Origin of the sequence: Massilia suwonensis, from assembly GCF_042655665.1 — a bacterium.
GTDB lineage: Bacteria > Pseudomonadota > Gammaproteobacteria > Burkholderiales > Burkholderiaceae_D > Telluria > Telluria suwonensis.
The window spans coordinates 71,912-93,151 of the sequence record NZ_JBHSMR010000010.1; the positions used below are offsets into that span (position 1 = coordinate 71,912).

The 21,240-nt window shown below is 67.4% G+C and carries 19 protein-coding genes; 18 read left to right on the forward strand and 1 reads right to left on the reverse strand.

Features of this window, described 5'->3' with window-relative positions:
- Positions 1-102 precede the first annotated feature (102 nt).
- The 18 genes from ACFPQ5_RS06520 (at position 103) to ACFPQ5_RS06605 (ending at position 20,616) form a co-directional block, all read left to right on the forward strand.
- The gene (locus tag ACFPQ5_RS06520) at positions 103-903 is read left to right on the forward strand and encodes an SDR family NAD(P)-dependent oxidoreductase (protein WP_379752531.1); all 801 of its coding nucleotides are present in this window, start codon (positions 103-105) and stop codon (positions 901-903) included.
- 4 nt (positions 904-907) lie between these two features.
- Positions 908-1,579: a TetR/AcrR family transcriptional regulator gene (locus tag ACFPQ5_RS06525; RefSeq protein WP_379752533.1), complete on the forward strand. Its 672-nt coding sequence runs from the start codon at positions 908-910 to the stop codon at positions 1,577-1,579.
- 181 nt (positions 1,580-1,760) lie between these two features.
- On the forward strand, positions 1,761-2,855 hold the full coding sequence (locus ACFPQ5_RS06530) for an amidohydrolase family protein (RefSeq protein ID WP_379752535.1): 1,095 nt from the start codon (positions 1,761-1,763) through the stop codon (positions 2,853-2,855).
- The gene (locus tag ACFPQ5_RS06535) at positions 2,852-3,736 is read left to right on the forward strand and encodes a fumarylacetoacetate hydrolase family protein (RefSeq protein WP_379752537.1); all 885 of its coding nucleotides are present in this window, start codon (positions 2,852-2,854) and stop codon (positions 3,734-3,736) included. The genes ACFPQ5_RS06530 and ACFPQ5_RS06535 overlap by 4 nt, the downstream gene beginning before the upstream one ends.
- 13 nt (positions 3,737-3,749) lie before the next feature.
- Positions 3,750-4,655, forward strand: coding sequence for a 3-hydroxyacyl-CoA dehydrogenase (locus ACFPQ5_RS06540; protein ID WP_379752539.1), 906 nt, complete (start codon positions 3,750-3,752; stop codon positions 4,653-4,655).
- A complete protein-coding gene (locus ACFPQ5_RS06545) occupies positions 4,652-5,824 on the forward strand; it encodes a thiolase family protein (RefSeq protein WP_379752541.1) in 1,173 nt (390 codons plus the stop codon). Before ACFPQ5_RS06540 ends, ACFPQ5_RS06545 begins: the two co-directional genes overlap by 4 nt.
- Positions 5,825-5,895: 71 nt before the next feature.
- A complete protein-coding gene (locus tag ACFPQ5_RS06550; protein ID WP_379752543.1) occupies positions 5,896-6,747 on the forward strand; it encodes an SDR family oxidoreductase in 852 nt (283 codons plus the stop codon).
- A gap of 225 nt (positions 6,748-6,972) precedes the next feature.
- Positions 6,973-8,664: a DUF1302 domain-containing protein gene (locus tag ACFPQ5_RS06555; RefSeq protein WP_379752545.1), complete on the forward strand. Its 1,692-nt coding sequence runs from the start codon at positions 6,973-6,975 to the stop codon at positions 8,662-8,664.
- A gap of 24 nt (positions 8,665-8,688) precedes the next feature.
- Positions 8,689-10,056, forward strand: a complete 1,368-nt coding sequence (locus ACFPQ5_RS06560) for a DUF1329 domain-containing protein (RefSeq protein ID WP_379752547.1) — start codon at positions 8,689-8,691, stop codon at positions 10,054-10,056.
- Between the two features lie 121 nt (positions 10,057-10,177).
- Positions 10,178-11,326, forward strand: coding sequence for a WD40/YVTN/BNR-like repeat-containing protein (locus tag ACFPQ5_RS06565; protein ID WP_379752549.1), 1,149 nt, complete (start codon positions 10,178-10,180; stop codon positions 11,324-11,326).
- A gap of 1 nt (position 11,327) precedes the next feature.
- Positions 11,328-13,784 (forward strand): efflux RND transporter permease subunit, encoded by a 2,457-nt coding sequence (locus ACFPQ5_RS06570; protein ID WP_379752551.1) that lies wholly within the window; start codon positions 11,328-11,330, stop codon positions 13,782-13,784.
- Positions 13,777-14,742 (forward strand): VOC family protein, encoded by a 966-nt coding sequence (locus tag ACFPQ5_RS06575; protein ID WP_379752553.1) that lies wholly within the window; start codon positions 13,777-13,779, stop codon positions 14,740-14,742. Before ACFPQ5_RS06570 ends, ACFPQ5_RS06575 begins: the two co-directional genes overlap by 8 nt.
- Complete coding sequence (locus ACFPQ5_RS06580) at positions 14,743-15,573, forward strand: enoyl-CoA hydratase/isomerase family protein (RefSeq protein ID WP_379752555.1); 831 nt, start codon at positions 14,743-14,745, stop codon at positions 15,571-15,573. It abuts the gene before it with no gap.
- Positions 15,574-15,598: 25 nt separating this feature from the next.
- Positions 15,599-16,429, forward strand: a complete 831-nt coding sequence (locus ACFPQ5_RS06585) for an SDR family NAD(P)-dependent oxidoreductase (protein ID WP_379752557.1) — start codon at positions 15,599-15,601, stop codon at positions 16,427-16,429.
- A complete protein-coding gene (locus tag ACFPQ5_RS06590; RefSeq protein ID WP_379752559.1) occupies positions 16,429-17,385 on the forward strand; it encodes a quinone oxidoreductase family protein in 957 nt (318 codons plus the stop codon). The genes ACFPQ5_RS06585 and ACFPQ5_RS06590 overlap by 1 nt, the downstream gene beginning before the upstream one ends.
- Positions 17,382-18,365, forward strand: coding sequence for a Rieske 2Fe-2S domain-containing protein (locus ACFPQ5_RS06595; protein ID WP_379752561.1), 984 nt, complete (start codon positions 17,382-17,384; stop codon positions 18,363-18,365). Before ACFPQ5_RS06590 ends, ACFPQ5_RS06595 begins: the two co-directional genes overlap by 4 nt.
- Positions 18,362-19,396 carry an oxygenase gene (locus ACFPQ5_RS06600; RefSeq protein ID WP_379752563.1) on the forward strand — a complete coding sequence of 345 codons (1,035 nt, stop codon included), beginning with the start codon at positions 18,362-18,364 and terminating at the stop codon, positions 19,394-19,396. The genes ACFPQ5_RS06595 and ACFPQ5_RS06600 overlap by 4 nt, the downstream gene beginning before the upstream one ends.
- The gene (locus ACFPQ5_RS06605) at positions 19,396-20,616 is read left to right on the forward strand and encodes a multidrug effflux MFS transporter (protein ID WP_379752565.1); all 1,221 of its coding nucleotides are present in this window, start codon (positions 19,396-19,398) and stop codon (positions 20,614-20,616) included. The genes ACFPQ5_RS06600 and ACFPQ5_RS06605 overlap by 1 nt, the downstream gene beginning before the upstream one ends.
- Positions 20,617-20,646: 30 nt before the next feature.
- Here the strand turns inward: ACFPQ5_RS06605 and ACFPQ5_RS06610 are convergent, their stop codons facing one another.
- The gene (locus ACFPQ5_RS06610) at positions 20,647-21,216 is read right to left on the reverse strand and encodes a 3-phenylpropionate/cinnamic acid dioxygenase subunit beta (RefSeq protein WP_379752567.1); all 570 of its coding nucleotides are present in this window, start codon (positions 21,214-21,216) and stop codon (positions 20,647-20,649) included.
- Positions 21,217-21,240 lie beyond the last annotated feature (24 nt).

Here is a 21,240-nt window from a genome sequence, read left to right on the forward strand (position 1 = left end):
CGATCCGCCTGCGAAAGCATTGCATATTGAATTTCCCGATAGGGGTTATTTGCACGAATGTGTACAATAACAGAAAAAATGTTCAACAGTGAGGAGGCGGGCATGGGACTTCTGCAGGATAAGGTAGCGCTGGTCACCGGCGCCGGCGGCGGTATCGGACGCGGCGTGGCACGCCGGTTCGCGCGCGAAGGGGCGGCGGTGGTGATCGCCGAAATCGACCGCGAGAGCGGGGCGCAGGTCGCGCGCGAGCTCGAGGAGCTGGGCGGGCGGGCCCTGTTCGTGCATACGGACGTGCTGCGCAAGGAATCGGTGCAGGCGGCCGTGGCGGCGGCGGTCGCGCATTTCGGCGGCCTCGACATCCTGGTCAACAATGCCTTCGTGCCGACCCCCAACGTGCTGTTGGAGGACAAGACCGACGAGATGCTGGAGCAGACGCTGACCTCCACCATCAAGGCCAGCTGGTGGGCAATGCGTGCGGCGCTGCCGCACATGCGCGAGCGCGGCGGCGGCAAGGTCGTCAACTTCTACTCGATCGACGTCGAGATCGGCGCCTGGCTGCATGCGGACTACAATACCGCCAAGGCCGGCATCGTCGGCCTGACCCGCAGCGCGGCGGCCGAGTGGGGGCGCTTCAATATCACCGTCAACGCGATCGCGCCAACCGCAATGGGGGCGACTTTCCACAAGCTGGCGGCCGAGAATCCGGGCTTCGCCGAGCGCGCGGCGGCGATGCGCCCACTGGGCCGCTGCGGCGATCCGGAAGAGGACATCGGCCCGGTGGTCGTCTTCCTGGCGAGCGACATGTCGCGCTACGTCACCGGTGAGTCCTTCCATGTCGACGGCGGCCTGCACCTTCCGGGCTACAACTCCCGGCCCGCGCACGTGCCGGTGAGGGAGGCCTGACAAGGTGGAACTCGAGAGCGCCGCCAACCCCATGCAAGCCTTGGCGCCCACCGGCGCACTTGGCGACACGCCCGTAAAGACCATTGGACGTGCCGAGGCCACGGTCGCCGCCATCCTGGCGGCGACCGAGCAGATCGTCCTGCGCGAAGGGTCGGAACGTATTTCGATACTCGACGTGTGCCAGCTGGCCGGGGTGTCGCGCGGGACCTTCTACCGGTATTTCAGTTCCCAGGACGAGCTGCTCGACGCCTTTGCCCGTCACAAGCGCGCCTCCTTCCAGCAGGCGATGGCGGACGCCGTCACGCCCCATGCGGAGCCGGCCGCGCGCTTTCATGCGCTGGTGCGTTACCTCGACAACTACGCCGCCCACGGCCAGGCCCGGCTGCTGCTGGGCGCCGCGCCCGAGTACACGCTGCGCCTGTTCGGGCGCCTGTTCAACGAATCCCTGGTACGCATCGAGGAGCTCATGCGCAGCGTGTTCGATGCCTGGGACGCACGCCTGGGCATCCGCATCGACCGCGAACTTGTCTGCGAGCTGATGATCCGCTGCGTGCTGAGCGAGCTGGTGGTGCCGCACAAGAGCCCGCAGGACGGCGTGCAGCGCATCGTGAGTTTCCTGTATTCGATCGTCGATTGCGAGGCGCGCGCGCTGTTGCAGAATCGCCCGCAAAAATAAAAGTTAAACAGAATTGCCAAATCTGTCTATCTTTGGCATGATGGGTCCTGCTGCAACAGCACCGACCGCGTGCGCCGGATGGAGACATGAAGCTTGTGGGCAGGCTGGTGACGGCCGTCCGATGTGTCCGGCCGATGGCGCCCCAGCGTCGGGATAACCAATCGTCACAGGGAGACACCCCATGCTCATCGATCTTCACGCCCACGCGCCGCACCCGGACTACTACGACCAACACCCGCACTGGGGCCCATTCTTCGAAAAGCGCCCGGACGGCGACATCAAGCTGCGTGTCGGCCACTGGATCCTCTCGCTCGGTTCGCCGGAACGCAAGGCGGCACTGAGGAAGGCCAAGGCCGAAGGCAAGGACCTCGACATCAACCAGTACCTCGAGCGCTGGGCCGATCCGAAGACCCGCCTGGCCGGCATGGATGCCGCCGGGCAGAGCGCGCAAGTGGTCTCGGTGCCCTCGCATTGCTACATGTACTGGGCGGAGCCGGAATTTGGCGTGCCCTTCGCGCAGAAGGTCAACGACGTGATGGCGGAATACTGCTCCGCCGCGCCGAACCGCCTGATGGCCTGGGCCCATGCGCCGCTGAACGTGCCGCTCGAGGCGGCCAAGGAAATCCGCCGCGCCTGCACCACCCTCGGCGCCAAGGGCCTGGTGGCGGGCGGCGCCAATTTCGGCGGCCTCGAGTTCGACTCGCCCGAGATGGACCCGGTGTGGGAGGCCCTCTGCGACGTCGACCTGCCGATGTTTGTGCACGGCTATAACCAGTCGGTGACCTGGGGCGAGCAAGCCAACACCGACCGCTACGAGACCACCGCCATCGTCGGCATGAATTACGACGAGACCAAATGCTTCTGGAACATCATCAACGGCGGTGTGCTCGACCGTTTCCCGAACCTGAAGATCTACATCACCCACGGCGGCGGCTTTGTTCCCTATCAGCTGGGGCGCCTGGCGCAGACCAATCCGAACCTGGACGTCTCGCACAACAAGAAGCCGGTGCTGGACTACATGAAGAACTTCACCTTCGACGTCGAGCTGCACGAGCTGCCGATGCGCCAGGCCATGATCGAAGTCATCGGCGCCGATCGGGTCGTCTACGGCTCGAACTTCGGCGGCAGCGACGCGGTGCGCCATGACCTGACCGATGGCCTGCGCCTGTCCGACGAAGATCTGCAGAAGATCCGCTGGAAAAACGCCTGCGAGCTGCTGCGCATCGACCCGGCGACCCTGGTCGAGGTGGCAAAACCGGCGGCGATCGCAGCATGAAGATCGCGCGCTGCACCGCCGGAGGTAGCCCCTTCTGGGCGCTGGTCGACAGCGAGGCCGGGACGCTGCGCGAGATCGCCGGCGCCTTCGCAAGCTGGGGACCGGCGCTGACGCGTGCGATCACCGCCGGCCGCGCCGGGGAAGGGCAGGCTGCCTTGCCCTTGTCGGGCACGATACGCCAGCTGGCCGATGTGCGCTTGCTGGCCCCGGTCGAGCCGGTCAACCGGGTGGTGGTAGCCGGGGCCAATTACGCCAAGCACCTGGCGGGCGACTTCGGCCTGAAGTCGCCCGCGCAGCCGATCGCTTTCCTGAAGGCCTATGGCGCGCTGATCGGCGCGAACGACCCGATCCGCTATCCACCGCTCACCAGTGAACTCGACCACGAAGTCGAACTGGTCGTGGTGCTGGGCGATGCGCCGGCGAATCTGGAAGACGCGCTGGAGAACCCCCTGGCGGCGGTGCTCGGCTACACGGTCGGCAACGACGTGTCCGCACGCGACCTGCAGCGCAGCGGCCCGGCCGGCATCGGCATGGACCTGTTCGCGGCCAAGAGCCAGGACCGCAGCACCGGCGTCGGCCCCTGGATCGTCACCCGCGACGAGTTCCCGGCCGGGAGCCCGCAGCTGCGCCTGACGCTCAAAGTCAACGGCCAGACCCGCCAGGACAGCACGACGGCCGAAATGACCTGGGACGTAGCGCAGTTGCTGCGCTTCGTCGAGCAGCGTTCGAGCTTTGCCGCCGGCGACATCATGTTCACCGGTTCGCCGGCGGGCGTCGGCCAGGGCACCGGCCTGTACCTGAGGCCGGGCGACGTGGTCGAAGCGAGCGTGGAAGGGATCGGCACCATCAGCAACGTAGTCGGGCCGAAGCCCGGCGCTTGAGGAGACAAGAACAATGAGCGACAAGAACCAAGTGGTGGTCGTCGTCGGCGCCGGCCTGATGGGCACCGGCATCGCGCACGCCTTTGCCGGCAGCGGTTACGTGACGCGCCTGGTGGACAGCAACGGCCAAGCGCTGGACAAGGCCCTGCATGCCATCCATTCTATCCTCGACGGCGGAGTCCGGCTGGGCAAGCTCGCGCCGGAGGCGGCCGAGGCGGCCAAGGCGCGCCTCACCGTGCATACGGCGCTGGCCGAGGGCGCAGCCGGCGCGCATCTGCTGGTCGAGACGGTGTCGGAAAACCTGGCGCTGAAAAAGGCGATCCTGGCCGAGGCGGCGCCGCTGCTGTCCGAGGGCGCGCTGCTGGCGACGAATACCTCGGCGCTGTCGGTGACCGAAATCGCGGCCTCGGTGCCGCATCCGGAACGCGTGATCGGCATGCACTTCTTCAATCCGGTGCACAAGATGAAGCTGGTCGAGCTGGTGCTCGGCATCGCCACCGACGAGGCGACGGTCGCGCGCAGCCGGGCCTGGGTCGACGCGATCGGCAAGACCGCGATCCTGGTCAACGAATCGCCGGGCCTGACGACCAGTCGCATGTCCGCCATGCTCGGCAACGAGGCGATGTGGATGCTGCAGGAAGGCACCGCCAGCGCCGAAGACATCGACACCGCGCTGCGTATGGGCTTCAACCATCCGATGGGACCGCTCGAACTGGGCGACCTGACCGGCTGGGACACGCGCCTGTCGGTGCTGCGCTATCTGCATTCGACGCTCGGCGAAAAATTCCGCCCATGCCCGCTGATCATCAAGATGGTGGCGGCGGGACGCCATGGGCGCAAGACCGGCCACGGCGTCTACCAGTACGACGCGGCGGGCCAGCGCGTGCCTGGCTCGGGCCTGAAGGCGAGCAATCTATGAAAGACATCTACATCGTCGAAGCTGTCCGCACGCCCGTCGGAAAATACAAGGGCAGCCTGGCCGGCGTCCGTGCCGACCACCTGGGCGCGCACCTGCTGGGTGACATCGTGCGCCGCGCCGGTATCGAGGCCGCCGACGTGGACGAGGTGATTTTCGGCTGCGTGACCCAGGTCGGCGAGCAGTCGGCCAACATCGCGCGCACCGCCTTGCTCGGCGCCGGTTGGCCGGCGTCGATTCCCGGCCTGGCGATCGACCGCAAGTGCGGCTCGGGCGAAGTGGCGGTGCACCTGGCGGCAGGGATGATCGCCGCCGGCGCCGCCCAGGTGGTCGTCGCCGGCGGCGCCGAAAACATGAGCCGCGTGCGGATGGGGGGCAACCGCGAGATCTATGGCGAAGCCTTCGGCTGGATGGCGTCGGACAAGTGGGAGCTGACCAGCCAGGGCGAGGCGGCCGAGCGCGTGGCCGACAAGTGGGAGCTCAGCCGTGCTCAGCTGGATGCCTACGCGGTCGAGAGCCACCGCCGCGCAGCGGCAGCCACGCAAGCAGGCTACTTCGAGCGCGAAATCGCGCCGGTGCCGGTGGCCGCCCTGATGGAGCGCGGCCATGCCGAGCCGGTGCCCGAACTGCTCGCCCACGATGAAACCATTCGTCCGGGCACGAATGCGGAAAAGCTGGGGACGCTGAAGACGAGCTTTCGCGAAAACGGCAAGCTCAGTGCCGGTAATTCGTCGCAGATTTCCGATGGCGCCGCCGTACTGCTGCTGATGTCGGGCGCGGCGGTCAACCGCCTTGGCGTCAGACCGCGCGCACGCATCCGCGCCTTCACGACGGTCGGCTCCGACCCGACCCTGATGCTGACCGGCCCGGTGGCCGCCACGCGCAAGGTGCTGGCGATGAGCGGCCTGGAGGCGGGCGACATCGACTTGTTCGAGGTGAACGAAGCCTTTGCTTCGGTGCCCTTGATGTGGGCGCAGGAGCTGGGAGTCGGGCAGGAGCGTCTGAACGTGAATGGCGGAGCGATCGCGCTCGGCCATCCGCTGGGCGCGAGCGGCGCACGCATCATGACCTCGCTGCTGCACGAACTGGAGCGGCGCAACGCGCGCTACGGCCTGCAGGCGATCTGCTGCGCCGGCGGCATGGGCACGGCGACCATCATCGAACGCATGTAGCAGGACAGGGCGGCAGGACCGGCCCAGAACCGGCCGCCGTCGACAGGCAGTACACATAACAGGAGACAGCAATGCATATCGACCTGAGCGGCAAGCGGGTGATCGTCACCGGCGCCTCGCGCGGCATCGGCCTGGCCATCGCCCGTGCTTTCGCGGCGGAAGGCGCGCGCGTCGCCATCTGCGCGCGCGGCGGCGAAGCGCTGCAGGCTGCAGCACGCGAACTGGCGGGCGGCACGCACTGGGTCATCGCGCGCGAAGTGGACGTCACCGACACCGCCGGGGTCCAGGCCTTCGTCGCCGAAGTGGCCGAGAGCTGGGGCGGCATCGACGTCCTGGTCAACAACGCGGGCCAGGGACGCGGGGGCAATCTCGACACCCTGACGCCCGAACAAATCCTCGAGCACGCCAACATCCTGCAAATGGGGCATTTTCGCTTCGTGCAGGCGGTGGTACCGCACATGCGGCGCCAGCGCTGGGGCCGTATCGTCGAGATCAATGCGCTGGCCGGCGCATTTCCGACACCCGACGGCATTCCTTCGGTGATCAACCGCGCCGCCTGCCTGGCCTTGTCGAAATCGCTCGGCATGTCGCTCGCGAAGGACAACATCCTCGTCAACTCGCTGAACATGGGCTGGATCGATACCGGCCAGTGGGACCGCCACTACCGTGAAGTGGGACCAGGTGTCTCGCGCGAGGAATTCGACGCGATGGTGCTCAAGGTCGTGCCCCTCGGACGCTTCGGCAAGCCCGAGGATGTGGCCGGCATGGCGCTGTTCCTGGCGAGCGACTACGCCTCCTTCATCAGTGCCGCGTCGATCGACATCGCGGGCGGGCTGCAGGGGCAGATCGCCTACTACCCGACGCTCAAGCGCGACTTCACCGAGATGGTCCAGGCCCGCAATCTGGCTGCCGGCGTCCCTTGATGCGTGGCGCGAAAGCCACTGGATTACCCTCCGACAATTCTCAATACAGAATCTTCGGCAAACTGTAGAATTGCATGGGAATTAGGGCTACAATCAAAACGTCGTAAAAGTCTTGTATCCGTTGGGCCGAAGACAGTCGAGCAGCACGGTTCACTGGAAGGACTTGCAAGCAGTGCTGAACGATTTCTAAAAGCGGTCATAACCGATACAACAGGAGACAGTTCCATGAACCAAAGAAGCGGTGTCCCATCGCCCGCCGGCCTCGCGCTGCGCGCTATCCCGGCAGCAGCGGCAGCGGCAGCGGCGCTTGCCTGCGCCTTCCCCGCGCAGGCAACCGAAATCGTGCTCGCCAACCCCGACATCAAAATGCGTCTCGACGCCACCGTCCGCTACACGGGTGGCTTCCGGATGGAAGAGCCGGACCAGCGCCTGCTGCGCAACTACATCTACGACGAGGGCGATTCGAAGTTCGACAAGCACGACATGGTGACCAACCGTGTCGACCTGCTGACCGAGTTCGACGTCAGCTGGCGCAACAAGATCGGCGCACGCGTCTCTGCTGCCGCCTGGTACGACGAAGCCTATGACGACCATTCGGTGCGCTCGCCCGCCGGCTTCCTGACCGCCTACCGCAACGCCACCTACAACAACGAGGTCAAGCGCTACGTTAACGGCCCGTCCGGCGAAATCCTCGATGCTTTCGTCTGGGGGAACGTCGACCTGGGTCCGGTGCCGGTCAATATCAAGGTCGGGCGCCAGACCAACGTCTGGGGCGAGGGCCTGCTGCTGGGCGCCCATGCGATCTCCTACGCGCAGTCGCCTGTAGACGGGGTCAAGGCCGCGATCAACCCGGGCGTCGAAACCAAGGAAGTATTCCTGCCGATCGGCCAGGTCTATCTCAGCGCCCAGGTCACCGATGCGCTGACCCTGGTGGGCCAGTATTACTACGAGTGGAAGCCGACCCGCATCCCGCACGCAGGCACCTACCTGATGGGCGCGGACACCGCGCCGTCGTCGGACAACCTGGTGTTCCCGGTTCCCGGCGTGGCCGCGCAGCTGATCGAGGCGCGCAAGCCCGGCGACCATGGCAACTGGGGCGTGGGCGCGCGCCTGAACGTCGAGTCGATCGAATCGAATTTCGGCGCCTACTACCGCCGCTTCGACGATTACTCGCCTGAGCTGGGCGTACAGCTGCTCAATTTCAGGGGGCCGTTGCCGACCCAGGCGCGCTTCCTCTATCCGGACAAGATCGACCAGTACAGCCTGAGCTTCAGCCGGGTGATCAAATCCGTGGCGGTGGGCACCGAGCTGTCCTACCGCAAGAACGGCGCGCTGAACACGCCTGCCTCGGTCCTCACCCCGACCGGCGCGCGCGGCGACACCTGGCACGCCGTCGTCAACGGCATCTACATGCTGCCTGCGACGCCTTTGTGGGCCACCGGCACCCTGGTGGGGGAACTGGCCTACAACCGCCTCGACAAAGTCACCACCAACCCTGCGCTGTACCGCTCGGTGGGTGCGCCGAGCTGCGTCGATTCGCGTACCGGCGTGGCGGGCTCCGGCACCAAGGACGACGGCTGCTCGACCAAGGACGCATGGCAGATGGCATTGCGCTTCACCCCGCAATACCTCAACGTCCTGCCTTCGTGGGACCTGGCACTGCCCGTCAGTGCGACCTACGGCATCTCGGGCAACGCGCCATCGTCGGGCGGCGGGACCGAGGGCGAGCTGCGCTGGTCGATCGGCGCCACCGCCACGTATGCATCGAAATATGAATTCTCGCTCCTGTATGCCGACCGCAAGCTGCCCGTCCGGGAGCTGAACGGCAGGATCACCGGGGGCGCGGCACACAGCAATTCGTCGGTCGGCGTCATCGACCGCGGCTGGCTGTCCTTTACCTTCAAGACGGCATTCTAAAGCGCCGCAAACAGGAGACAAGACATGAAAACCAATCGCATCACGCATCCGATTCTTGCAGCACTGCTGGCCGGTCTCGCCACCGGCGCCCAGGCCGAAGTGACCGCCGACGAGGCCAAGCAGCTCGGCTCCACGCTGACCCAGCTCGGCGCCGTCAAGGCCGGCAACAAGGAAGGCACCATTCCGGCCTACACCGGCGGGCTGACCAAGGCGCCGCCAGGCTTCAAGGCGGGCAGCGGCGTCTGGGCCGACCCGTTCAAGGACGAGGCGCCGTTGGTGCGCATCGACGCGAAGAACTGGCAGCAGCATGCGGACAAACTGTCCGACGGCCAGAAAGAGCTCTTCAAGAAGAACCCGGGCTTCTACATGGATGTGTACCCGAGCCACCGGACGGCGGCAGTGCCGGAAGACGTGCTGGCCAAGACCGTGCGCAACGCCACTACCTGCAAGACCACCAAGGGCGGACTCGGCGTCGACCAGGCATGCCGCGGCGGCATTCCATTCCCGATCGCGAAGTCCGGCCACGAGATGATGTGGAACCAGCAGCTGCGCTACAAGGCCGACACCACGACGCGTTCCTCGCGTTCATGGGTGGTCGATTCGAGCGGCAAGGCGGTCATGACCTCGCAGCAGCAGACCTTCGAGGAAACGCCGTACTACCACGCGAACCTCGATGGACGCGACGAGCAGATGTACTGGCGCACCTATTCGGTCAACAGCGCCCCGATCCGCAAGGCCGGGGAAGTGACCGGCCTGATCGACTTCCTCGACCCGACCCAAAAGCCGCGCCGCGCCTGGAGCTACGCGCCGGGCCAGCGCCGCATCAAGCTCGCTCCCGAGTTTTCCTACGATACGCCCGTCGCCAGCATGGGCGGCGTGACCCTGTTCGACGAGCTGTTCGTGTTCTCGGGCCAGATGGACCGCTTCGACTTCAAGCTGGTCGGCAAGAAGGAAATGTACGTTCCCTACAACGCCTACAAGCTGTACTTCGGCTGCGGCGTCGAAGAGCAGTTCAAGGAAAAATACCCGAACCCGGCCTGCTGGCGCTGGGAGCTGCACCGCATGTGGGTGGTCGAGGCCACCCTCAAGCAGGGCTTCCGCCACGCCTACGCCAAGCGCACCTATTACATCGACGAGGACACCTACGGCGCGATGCTGTACGACGCCTATGACCGCAGCGGCCAGCTGTACCGATCGATCTTCAATTCGATGATCCAGCTGTACGACGTGAATGCGCCGTACACCGTCAAGAACGTGATCTTCGACTTCAACAAGGGCATGTACGCCCTGGTGAACGACGGGCTGGTCGGCGGCTACGGGGTGGTGACCACGCCGCGCTCGAACCGCGACCTGAACCCGGAAACGATCGTGGCCAAGGAAACCGCGCGTTAAGGGCGAACCTGCCTGTACGCCTGGCGCGGCCGCAGCGGCCGTCGCCGGCTGGCCTGTCCTGGACCCGGCCTGCGCCGGGCCCGGCGACGGCCGATCGTCTTCATGCATCCGGGAGTTCGCCTTGAACAGCTTTTCACCTTCCTCATCATGGCCGGTGCGACGTGCAGCGGCCCTGTGCGGCGCGCTGGCCGCTGCGGCGGCGCTGGCCGGCGCCCCCGCAGCCAACAACACCGCCGACGTCCTCGATCTGCCCTCGGCGGTCTCGCCGGCCGCCCTGAAACGCCCCATGTCCGGCATTGCCGTGCAGGGCAACAGTGCCGTCGCGGTCGGCATGCGCGGCACCATCCTCGTCTCGGCTGACGCCGGCGCGACCTGGAAGCAGGTGGCCGCGCCGGTCAGCGCCGACCTGACCACGGTGCGTTTCACCGCCCCGAATCAGGCCTGGGCCCTGGGCCACGACGGCGTGGTCCTGCGCAGCGCCGACAGCGGCCTGACCTGGACGCGCGTACTGGACGGGCGCAGCCTGCTGGCGCTCCTGACGAAGCATTACCGGGCCTTGCAGGCCTCCGGCAACGCGGACGCCGCCGCGGTGCTGCAAGAGGTGACGGGCGCCGCCGAGCAATCGGCCACGCCCGGCGTGCTGTCCTATCCCTTCCTCGATATCCGCATCGGCGCCGACGGCACGGGCTTTCTGGCCGGCGCCTTCGGCTTCCTGCTGCACACCCGGGACGGCGGCAAGAGCTGGGAGCCCTGGCTCGAGCGGGCAGGAAACGACCGCCGCATGCACCTGTATGCGCTGGAGCAGGGCGCCGACGGCAGCTTCTACCTGGCCGGCGAGCAGGGCCTGGTGCGCCGCTACGACGCGGCCGCCGGCCGCTTCGTCACCCTCGAGACGCCGTATGCCGGCACCTTCTTCGGCTTGCAGGCGAGCGAAGCCGGCCTGATCGCCTTTGGCTTGCGCGGCAACGCCTACCTCAGCGCGGACCAGGGCGCGAGCTGGAAGCAGCTGGCGCTGGGCACCCAGGCGACCGTCGTCCAGGCGCTCGCCTGCGCGCCCGGAGAACTGGCCTTCGTCACCCAGTCGGGCCAAGTCCTGCTGAGCCGCGATGCGGGCGCCAGCGTGCTTGATGCCGGGCTGGCGCGCGCCGGCGAAGTGTTCGGCGCGGCGCTTGCCGGACCGGGGCAGCTCGCCCTGGCCGGCGCCGGCGGCGCCAGGATTGCCCGGATTCCGGGCTGCGGGGCGGTTGCCCCGACAATTGGAAAGAACTGACATGGCAGCGCACACCGAACAACCCCGCATGCCCGTGATCCGGGACGTGCAAGACTTCGACCGCCGTTCCGGCAACCTGCTCGAACGCGTCATCTTCAACAACCGGGTGCTGGTCCTGCTGGCCTGCCTGCTGGCGACCATCTTCCTCGGCTATTCGGCAACGCGCATCAAGGTCAATGCCAACTTCGAGCGCATGATCCCGCTCGGCAGCCCGTATATCCAGAACTACCTCGAGTACAAGGACCAGTTGCCGGGACTGGGCAACACGGTGCGCGTGGTCATCGAGAACAAGACCGGCGACATCTATGACCCGGCCTACCTCGAGGTCATGCGCAAGGTGAACGACGACCTGTACATGATCAACGGCGTGGACCGCTCCTGGATGAAGTCGATCTGGATGCCGATCGTGCGCTGGCGCGAGGTGACGGAGGACGGCATCACCGGCGGCCCGGTCATGCCGGCCCAGTTCGACGGCAGCGCCGCCGAGGTGGCGAAACTGCGCGACAACGTCGTCAAGGCCGGCATCGTCGGACGCCTCGTGGCGCTCGACATGAAGTCGAGCATGATCGTCGCGCCCCTGCTCGACACCGACCCGAAGACCGGCCAGCCCCTCGATTACGGCGCCTTCTCGCAGAAGCTGGAAGAAAAAATTCGGGCCTACGAGAGCGACAAAATCGGCATCCACATCGTCGGCTTCGCAAAAATCGTCGGCGACCTGATCGAAGGCCTGAAGTCGGTGATGCTGTTCTTCGCCGTTTCTGTCGCGATCGCCACCGTCTTCGTCTACCTCTACACGCGCTGCGTGCGCAGTACCGCGCTGCTGGTGACGGCGGCGGTGCTCGGCGTGGTCTGGCTGCTGGGCCTGATGCAGCTGCTCGGCTACGAGCTCGACCCGTACTCGATCCTGGTGCCCTTCCTGATCTTTGCGATCGGCCTGTCGCACGGCGCCCAGAAAATGAACGGCATCATCCAGGACATCGGCCGCGGGACCCACAAGTACGTGGCGGCGCGCTACACCTTCCGCCGCCTGTTCGTCGCGGGCGTGACCGCACTGCTGGCCAATATCGTCGGCTTCGCCGTGCTGATCATCATCGACATCCCGGTGATCCGCGACCTGGCCATCACCACCAGCATCGGCGTGTCGGTACTGGTGTTCACCAAGCTGTTCCTGATCCCGGTGGCGCTGTCCTACATCGGCATCGGCGCCAAGGCGGCGCAACGGGCGCTGGAAGAAGACCAGGAAATGGCCCAGGGCCGCTCGCTGCTGGGCCGGATCTGGGGCCGGCTCGACGCTCTGACCGAAAGACGCTGGGCGATCCCGGCGATCGGCGCGGCGCTGGCGGTGACCGTCGTCTCGGCCTTCGTGATGCAGGACCTGCGCATCGGCGACCTCGACGCCGGGGCGCCGGAGCTGCGTCCCGACTCGCGCTACAACCGCGACAACGCCTACATCACCTCGCATTACGGCCTGTCGAGCGACCAGTTCGTGGTCATCATGAAAACGGCCGACGAAGGCTGCCGGCTGTACTCGGCGCTGAACAAGATGGATGGCCTGGCGCAGCTGCTGCGCGAAGATCCGGCGGTGCAAACCACCACCTCGCTGGCCGAGACCGTGCGCTTCACGACGGCGGCCATGACGGAGGGCAGCGGCAAGTGGATGAGCATCAGCCGCAACCAGTCGATCACCAACGGCGCCATGACGGCCGCGGCCATCGCGACGCCCGACATCACCAACCAGAGCTGCTCGGTCTCGCCGCTGGTGGCCTACCTGGCCGACCACAAGGCCGATACGGTCGCGCGCATCCTCAAGACCTCCGAGCAGTACGCCCTGGCGAACAACACGGCTGCAGGGGACAAGGAACCGGTGCAATTCCTGCTGGCGGCCGGCAGCGCCGGCATCGAGGCGGCCACCAACATCGAGGTCAGCAAGAGCATCATCACGATGTACCTGGCGGTGTACGGGTCGACCGCGCTGCTGTGCCTGATCACCTTCCGCAGCCTGCGCGCCACCATCGTCGCCCTGATTCCGCTGGTGATCACCACCATTCTCTGCAAGGCCCTGATGGTCTGGCTGGGCATCGGGCTGAAGGTGGCCACGCTGCCCGTGATCGCGGTCGGCGTCGGCGTCGGGGTCGACTACGCGCTGTACCTGCTGTCGGTGCAGATCGCCTGCCAGCGCCGCGGCGACAGCCTGCGCGCCGCCTACCGCCGTTCGCTCGACTTCACCGGCAAGGTGGTGGCGCTGGTCGGCATGACGATGGCGGCGGGCGTGGTCACCTGGGCCTGGTCGCCCATCAAATTCCAGGCGGACATGGGCATCCTGCTGACCTTCATGTTCCTGTGGAACATGCTCGGCGCGCTGATGCTCACGCCCGCGCTCTCGTACTTCCTGCTCAATCCCGACAATGCACGCGGCAAGGCACGCGTGAACACTACCCTGGAGAAGACTTATGTTTGACCTGCTGCTTTCCGCGGACATGATGCTGCCCGATCCTGACGGCATGACCGACCTGCTGGTCCGCAAGCTCGGCGTGCACAGCCACCCGAACTGGCGCCAGGCCTTCGACAACCATCCGTACATCGCCCATTTCCTGCGCGTGCACAAGTCGCTCGCAGTCTCGCCGACGCGCCTCGAGCCGCAGTGGCATCTCGATTTCGATAATCCGGGTGACCCGATGTTCCACGAGTTCCTGGAAAGCCTGAAGGACTACCAGGGACGGCATCGCCCGATGCTGACGCATTCGGTGGTGCTGGCGCTGCAGGGGCCGAAGTTCGATGCCTTCGTCGACAAGCTGATGCGCCGCGGCCTGGCCTTCCGCATGGCCCAGCGTACTCCCGAGATGCCCTTCGACCGGCTCTGGCTGGGCGCCACGCCCGAACGCCCGCGCTACTCTCCCGAGGTGGACGGCGGCCTGTGCATCGAGGTGATGCCGACCGAGCCGCTGCAAATGCCGGCCGAGACCTTTGCCACAGAGCCGGCCCGGCCGCGCGACCCGAAGCCGGGCGAGATGGTGCGCGTGAGCGCGCGCGCCTTCCTGGTGCGCGACCTCGACCACACCTTGCGCTGCTGCTCGAAAAACCTGGACTGGGAGCCGGAGGGTGGCGTCGAACTGCTGGGCCGCGAGGGCCAGCGCCGCGCCGTCATGCCGTTCACGGTCGCCAACAGCGCCGCGCTGCACGTGATCCAGCCGACCGCCTGGGACACTCCGGCCGCGCACTACCTGAACAACTGGGGACCGGGCCTGTATTACATCCGCATCGCGGTGAACGACCTACGCGCGAAAGCCGAGGACCTGCGCGAGCGCGGCACGCGCTTCACCTGGGTCGAGGAATCGGAAAGCGCGGGCGGCCGTCCCCTGATCCGGATCGACGCGGCCGAGTTGCGCGGCCAGCTGGTCGAGTTCGAGGAGGCGTGAATGGACAGGCTAGCTCCGAACGACACGGCGGCGCTGCACACGACGGTGGTCAATGACGCCGTCAGCATTGAGCGCGAAGAAGGGCTCGGCTGGGTGGTACTGACCCGGCCCGGCCAGATCAATGCCATCAACGACGACATCCGGCATGGGGTGCCGCAGGCGCTGCGCGAACTCGACGCGGACCCGGCCATCCGCGTCATCCTGATCCGCGGCGCCGGGGAACGCGGCTTTTGCGCCGGCGCCGACATCAAGGAAAAGCGCGCGACGGAGACTGCGATCGAAGTGCGGCGGCGCATGCAGGGGGCGCGCTGGATCGAGGCGATCGACGCGGTGCAAAAACCGGTGATCGCGGCGGTGCATGGCTACTGCATGGGCGGCGGCCTGGAACTGGCGCTGGCCTGCGACATCCGCTATGCGGCGCCCGACGCGGTGTTCAGCCTGCCGGAGACGGCGCTCGGCCTGATCCCCGGCGGCGGCGGCACCCAGCGCCTGGCGCGCGTGGTCGGCCCGGGCCGGGCGATGGACCTGCTGCTGACCGGCGAGCGCCTGAGCGCGGGCGCCGCGCGCGACATCGGGCTGGTCACGCGCATCGCGAGCGAATCGGGCACGCTGCAGGACGAGGTGCGCGCCTTTGCGCTGCGCATCGCGGCGCGTGCCCCGGCGGCCACGCTGTCGGTCAAGCGCGCCGCACGCAGCGCCGGCGAGCTCGAACTGAAGCAGGGGCTGGACCTGGAGCTCGACCTGTTCGCCATGCTCAAGCCGAGCGAAGACGCACGAGAAGCCGCGCTGGCATTCAGCGAAAAGCGGCCACCCCACTTTACCGGCCGCTAAGCGCCGTACCCGAGGAGACAAGAGCATGAGTGACAAAAAACTGGCCGGCCGGGTAGCCATCCTGACCGGCGCCGGCGGCGGCCTGGGCGCCGAGGCGGCGCGGGTGCTGGCTGCCCACGGCGCGCACGTGGCGATCGTGGACATCGACGGCGAGGCCGCGCAGCGCGTGGCGGCGGAGATCGAAGGGCAGGGCGCGCAGGCGCTGGCGGTACGCTGCGACGTGTCGCTCGAAGCCGAGGTGCGCAATATGGTGGAGCTTGTTGTCGGCCGCTTCGGTCGCGTCGACATCCTGCACAACAACGCGGCGGTCCTGAGCGTCGAACAACGACAGCGCGACCGCGACGTGATCAACATGGATGTCGAGGCCTGGGACCGTGCGATGGCGGTCAACCTGCGCGGCGCCATGTTATGCAGTAAATACGCGATCCGGGAAATGCTCAAGCATGGCCGCGGTTCGGTCATCTTCGTCACCTCGGGCCTGGGCGTGCAGGGCGACCTGTCGCTGTCGGCGTACGCGGCATCGAAGGCGGCCCTGATCATGCTGAGCCGCTCGGTGGCCGCCCAGTACGGCAAGCAGGGCATCCGCTCGAACGCCCTGCAGATCGGCCTGGCGCCGGCCGAGAATGCGCACAAGAGCATGCCGGCGCCGCTGCTCGACATCCTGCGCGAGAACCACCTGACGCCCGAACTCGGAACGCCGCGGCAGATTGCCGACGTGGTCGCCTTCCTGGCATCGGACGAGTCGGCTTTTGTGACCGGCACCACGCTGGTGGCCGACGGCGGCTTCGGCAGCCATACGCCGTCGCTGGTCGCGATGAAGGCACTGTTCGCGCAGACCGGCGCAAAGGGGATGTGATGAAGGCCGCCATCATCCATGAACGCGGCGCCGCGCCCGTCGTCGGCGAATTCCCGGCGCCAATCGCGCAGGACGGCGCCGTCCTGATCGAGGTCGATACCGCGGGCCTGGGCGGCTGGGACGTGCTGGGCGCGTACCGGCTCGGGGTGCAGTACCCGTGCGTGATCCGCGGCGAAGGGGTCGGACGCGCGCCGGACGGACGCCGCGTCTACTTCGGCGAACGCTCCGTGCTGCCCTACGGCGCCTGGGCCGAGCGCACCCTGGTTCCGGCCGAGGAAGTGTGGGACGTGCCGGACGACGTCGACGACCGCACGGCGATCACGATGGGCATTGCGGCCACCGGGGCGCTGGTGCCGCTCGAGCAGGCCCGCATTCAGCCCGGGGAACAGGTGCTGGTGCTGGGCGCGACCGGGACGCTCGGGCAGATTGCGCTGCAGCTGGCGCGCCACCTTGGGGCGGGCCGGGTCGTGGCCGCCGCGCGCTCTGTCGAGGCCCTGGCGCGCCTGAAGGAGCGCGGCATTGCCGACGAGGTGGTGGCGCTGGGCAGTGCGGACGATGCGGCCGCGCTCAAGGCGGCGGCCGGCGCGGGCTTCGACGTGGTGCTCGACCTGGTCTGCGGCCAGCCGATGATCCATGCGCTCAAGGCGACACGCTGGGGTGCGCGCATCATGACGATCGGCACCGGTGCCGGCCGCCAGGTGAACCTCGATATCGCCGACCTGCTGTTTCGCACCCTGTCCTGCATCGGCACCGGCCAGCGGCCCCCGGCCGACCGCCGCGCCATCTGGGAGCGCCTGCTGCGTATCGCGCGCGAACAGGCTATCCAGGTGGACTACGCCGATTTCGCCTTCGAGGACGCCGCGGATGCCTGGGCGGCCCAGGTGAGCGGGCCGCACGCGAAGATCACGGCACGCGTGCGCAGCGGCGAGCAGGCTTCGAAGGAGACCGCTACGTGACGAGCGGACAATGGTGGATCGTGGCCTTGTCGGAGCAACTCGCCCCCGGCAAGACCCTGGCGGCGGTGTGCAACGGCCGGCAGCTGGCCCTGTTCCGCAACAGCGCGGGCGAAGCCTTCGCGCTGGAGGACCGTTGCCCGCACCGGCGCGTGCCGCTGTCGCCGGGGCAGGTCAGGTATGACGGTCTGCAGTGCCCCTACCACGGCTGGACCTTCGATGGCGCCAGCGGCAGGTGCACCGACATTCCCAACCTGCGGCGCGACGAAAAGATTCCTCCGGCGGCGGTGGCGGCCTATCCGGTCGCGGAACTGAACGGGTTCATCCACGTGCTGGCGGGCGAGGGCGAGGGCGAGGGTGCTACGCTGCCGGGCGCTGCCTACCGCGCGGGCGGCCGGGAATATACCGGGACGGCGGTCGTCGGTCTCGGGTTCGGGCACTACCTTGACCTGATGCTCGACGGGCCGCAGTGCCTGCTCGGCTTCCCCGGGGTCGCGGTCACCGACTTTTTCATGGGCGATCCACGCCTTGACGACGGCTACCTCGTGCTCGACCGCGGGGCGGTGTGGGCGGGCAAGGGCATCGGCCCGGCCTTCGTGCGCGACCATCCGCTGCTGCTGCGCACCCGCGTGCCGCTGGCCGGCGGCAACATCACGGCCGAACTGCTCGATGCCGACGAGCAGCCGCTGGTGACGGTGTTCATCGCCGCCGGCGCCAACCTGCGCGGCACCACCAGCCTCGCCTGGCGCGGTTTCGCCCATGCGCGCGCTGCCGGCGGGCCCTTGGGCTGGCGCCTGCGCCGGCTTGCGGGCAGGGCGCCGTTCAGCGTCACGCAGGCCATCGATGCGCGTGCCGTCGCCCTCGTCGAGGCCGCGCCGTCGCGCGAACGCAGCGGCGCGGCAGCGCGTACCATACCGATCGTATCGATCAGCGCAGCGGCCGGATGCAATGGGGCCCGTGCGCAACAGGAGAACGTCCCATGAACATCGACGACAAGGCAGCGCGCTTTGCCGCGCCCGACCCGAAACACGACTGGATCCCCGGTAACCTCGACCTGCGCGACACCTGGTTCCCGATGGCCTACAGCGCCGACGTCAAGGCCCATCCGGTGCGCCGGATCGTGCACGCGCAGGACGTCTACCTGTGGCGCGAGGGAGGGCGCGTGCGCGCCGCCGAGTTCCGCCCAGGCGCGGCTGGGGCGATGCGCTCCCGGCCGACGGCCTTTACCGGCGGATCGGGGCACTATCCGGCCCACGAGCGCTACGGCTACGTGTGGGTCTGGTACGGCAACCCGGACCACGCGCACGAGGAACTGATCCCGCGGATCCCCTTCCTGCCCGCCGATGGCACCAGGATCCCGCGCTACACCCAGCGCTCGGTGCGCTTCGATGCCGCATCCCCCTTGTCGGTCGAGAACCTGATCGACCTGACCCATGCCGATTTCCTGCACGCGAACACGATCGGCGACGGCCAGTCCGAGAGCGACGTGGTCGAGTTCAGCTCGACCTCGGAGACGCTGACGCGCACCCGCATCGTCACGCGAAAATCGGTGGCGCCGGTCATGCGCTGGATCGGCGGCGTGCGCGCGCAATACCAGGATTTGCGCGCGGTGCTGCATGTCCACCTGCGCAACAACCTGTGCATTTCCTATCCCAGCTTCGAGCCCGGTTACGCGATTCCGAACGTGCAACCCTTCGTCCCGGTCGGCAGGCACCGCTCGCGCGTCGACCAGACCAACTACACGGTCCACGCTCCTGCGCCGTTCCGCTGGCTGATGCCGCGCATCTCCTACGTGATCCAGCCGCAGGACAACTCGGTGCTGCGCCCGCAAAACGCGCGCTACTTCGAGGCAAACCAGCGGCGCGACCTGAGTTCGCGCTTCGATGCGCCAGGCAACCGCTACCGGGTGCTGATGGCACGGCTGGCGCAGCGCCAGCGCGAAGGCGATTTCAGCTATGGTGCCGACGCCGACCCGGCGGCCGACATCTCGCAGCTGCTCGGCATGAAGGCCTGATGCCGCAGCCGGCTGCAGCGCGCGCGCCGGGCCGGTTCGGCATTACCCTGATCCTTGCCGGGCTGGCCATGCTCGGCCCGTTTTCGATCAATGCCTACCTGCCTTCGTTCCATGACATGGCCGCCGCCCTCGATACGGACGCGGTGGCGCTGCAGCTGACGATCTCGGTCTACTTCTTCGCGTTTGCCTTCATGTCGCTCTGGCATGGCGCGATGTCCGATGCGTTCGGGCGGCGCAGCGTCGTGCTGGCGGGGCTGGTGGTGTACGCCCTGTCCTCGTTGGGCTGTGCGTTGGCCACCCGCGTCGAGCAGGTGTGGGTGATGCGCGCGCTGCAGGGATTTTCCGCCGGTGCCGGCATCGTCATCGGGCGCGCCATCGTGCGCGACCTGTACGACGGCGCGCTGGCGCGGCGCATGATGTCGCAAGTGGTGATGATCTTCGGCGTCGCGCCCGCGATCGCGCCGCTGGTGGGAGGGGCGCTGCAGGTGGCCTTCGGCTGGCGTTCCGTCTTCCTTTTCCTGGCATTGCTCGCCGCCTGCCTGCTGGCGGCGGTGGCGCTGCGCCTGCCCGAGACGCTGCCGGCGGGCGCACGCCGGCCGTTCGACGTCGGCGACCTCTGGCGCGGCTACCTCACGCTCTCCGGCAATCGGGGCTTCATAGCATGGACGCTGGCGTACGCGCTGATGTTCGGCGCCTTCTTCATCTATGTACTGTCGGCGCCGGTGTTCGTCATGCGGCACCTCGGACTCGGGGAAGCGGATTTCATCTGGCTGTTCGGGCCGGCGACGGCCGGACTGGTCGCGGGGTCCGCGCTGGCCGGCCGCGTCGCGGTGCGCTGGTCCGTCGCGCGCACCCTGGTCGCCGGATTCGCGCTGATGGGCGCCGCGGCCGGCTACAACCTCTGCGTGGCCTGGATCGCGCCGGCGGCGCCCGGCTGGCATGTTGCCTACCTGTTCGTCTTCAATCTCGGCATGTCGCTGGCGATGCCGGCGCTCACCATCCGGGGCCTGGACTGCGTGCCGGAGCGCCGCGGGATGGGCTCGTCCGTCCAGTTGTTCGTCCAGACCGGATTCAATGCCATCCTCGCGGCCGTGCTGGCGCCCTTGATGTGGGGTTCGCTCGTCTCGCTCGCATGGGGAGCGGCAGGCCTGTGGCTGTGTGGCGGGGTGGGCGTGCTCGCCGCGCTGCGCCTGACGAAGGAAAGCCCGCCAGGCGCCTGACGGCGGCGGGCGGGCTCGGGAGGCGGCCGCTTACAGGAAGATGCCGAGGTTCGGCGTGCCTAGCACGGCCTGGTCGATGATGACCTCGCGGCGTGCGAGCAGATAGCCTTCGTCGGTCTTGCGGAGCACGTCGTGCCGTTCGCACGGGACAAGGTCGAACTTGTCGTTGTCGAAGCGGTTACGGGTCAGCAGGAGGTAGCTGTGGACCTTGAACTCGTTCTCCTTCTCGGTGCGGTAGACGCGGATGTTCGACACCATGTGCTTGGTGCGCGAGGGCGGGTCTTCGCCCCAGGCACTGCGGGTGTCCATCACCCGCATCACGCGCAGCATGATCGAGCGGTAGTCGTCGAACATGTGCTGCACCGTGCGCACGATCGATTTGTCCTGGTCGCGCGTGGCGCGGGTATGGCGCAAGGGAACCGTGTATTCGATATCCTTGGCGACCATCGCGATCCAGTCCCGCAGTCGCAGGGTGTCGAAGTACTCTGCTTCGTCGTACATGAACTCGACGATGTCGTTGTAGACCTGGCTGCCGACCGGAACGCGGTTGGCGCGTATCGAAGGCGGCAGCGGCGTCGGCTCGAGAGGGTTGTGTTCCATGTGCGTCTCCTGGTGGTGTTGTCG

Coding starts and splice junctions, on each gene's coding strand:
- ACFPQ5_RS06520 (WP_379752531.1), top strand. CDS start 103: ATGGGACTTCTGCAGGATAAGGTAGCGCTGGTCACCGGCGCCGGCGGC.
- ACFPQ5_RS06530 (WP_379752535.1), top strand. CDS start 1,761: ATGCTCATCGATCTTCACGCCCACGCGCCGCACCCGGACTACTACGAC.
- ACFPQ5_RS06535 (WP_379752537.1), top strand. CDS start 2,852: ATGAAGATCGCGCGCTGCACCGCCGGAGGTAGCCCCTTCTGGGCGCTG.
- ACFPQ5_RS06540 (WP_379752539.1), top strand. CDS start 3,750: ATGAGCGACAAGAACCAAGTGGTGGTCGTCGTCGGCGCCGGCCTGATG.
- ACFPQ5_RS06545 (WP_379752541.1), top strand. CDS start 4,652: ATGAAAGACATCTACATCGTCGAAGCTGTCCGCACGCCCGTCGGAAAA.
- ACFPQ5_RS06550 (WP_379752543.1), top strand. CDS start 5,896: ATGCATATCGACCTGAGCGGCAAGCGGGTGATCGTCACCGGCGCCTCG.
- ACFPQ5_RS06555 (WP_379752545.1), top strand. CDS start 6,973: ATGAACCAAAGAAGCGGTGTCCCATCGCCCGCCGGCCTCGCGCTGCGC.
- ACFPQ5_RS06560 (WP_379752547.1), top strand. CDS start 8,689: ATGAAAACCAATCGCATCACGCATCCGATTCTTGCAGCACTGCTGGCC.
- ACFPQ5_RS06570 (WP_379752551.1), top strand. CDS start 11,328: ATGGCAGCGCACACCGAACAACCCCGCATGCCCGTGATCCGGGACGTG.
- ACFPQ5_RS06575 (WP_379752553.1), top strand. CDS start 13,777: ATGTTTGACCTGCTGCTTTCCGCGGACATGATGCTGCCCGATCCTGAC.
- ACFPQ5_RS06580 (WP_379752555.1), top strand. CDS start 14,743: ATGGACAGGCTAGCTCCGAACGACACGGCGGCGCTGCACACGACGGTG.
- ACFPQ5_RS06585 (WP_379752557.1), top strand. CDS start 15,599: ATGAGTGACAAAAAACTGGCCGGCCGGGTAGCCATCCTGACCGGCGCC.
- ACFPQ5_RS06590 (WP_379752559.1), top strand. CDS start 16,429: ATGAAGGCCGCCATCATCCATGAACGCGGCGCCGCGCCCGTCGTCGGC.
- ACFPQ5_RS06600 (WP_379752563.1), top strand. CDS start 18,362: ATGAACATCGACGACAAGGCAGCGCGCTTTGCCGCGCCCGACCCGAAA.
- ACFPQ5_RS06605 (WP_379752565.1), top strand. CDS start 19,396: ATGCCGCAGCCGGCTGCAGCGCGCGCGCCGGGCCGGTTCGGCATTACC.
- ACFPQ5_RS06610 (WP_379752567.1), bottom strand. CDS start 21,216: ATGGAACACAACCCTCTCGAGCCGACGCCGCTGCCGCCTTCGATACGC.